The organism is Arthrobacter sp. B0427-1-12 (assembly GCF_059092905.1).
Map to the genome: position 1 here is coordinate 1 of NZ_JBNHIC010000207.1, position 482 is coordinate 482.

At 69.3% G+C, this 482-nt stretch carries 1 pseudogene; it reads left to right on the forward strand.

The annotated features are described in order from the left end of the window. A pseudogene (gene manB / locus AC5RWU_RS24580) lies at window positions 1–482 on the forward strand (phosphomannomutase/phosphoglucomutase); the annotation flags it as partial.

The window sequence follows — 482 nt, forward strand, 5'->3', positions numbered from 1 at the left end:
CGAGGGCGGGAAGCCGGTGCGCACCCGCGTGGGCCACTCCTTCATCAAGGCCCGCATGGCCGAAGAGGGCGCCGTCTTCGGCGGCGAACACTCCGCCCACTACTACTTCCGCGACTTCTTCAACGCAGACACCGGCATGCTCGCGGCCATGCACGTGCTCGCCGCCCTCGGCGAAACCGGCACCCCGCTCTCGGAGCTGGGCCGCGAATACGAACCCTACTTCTCCTCCGGCGAAATCAACTCCCGCATCCAGGACGCGCCCGCCGCCGTCGCCCGCGTCGCCGCCGACTTCGCCGGACAGCCCGTCACCGTCGACGAGCTCGACGGCACCACCTTCACCGCGCAGGACGGCCGCTGGTGGTTCAACCTCCGCCCCTCCAACACCGAACCCTTCCTGCGCCTGAACGCCGAAGCCAGGGACAAAGCCACCATGGAAACCATCCGCGACCGCGTCCTGGCCCTCGTCCGCCAGGACACCACAG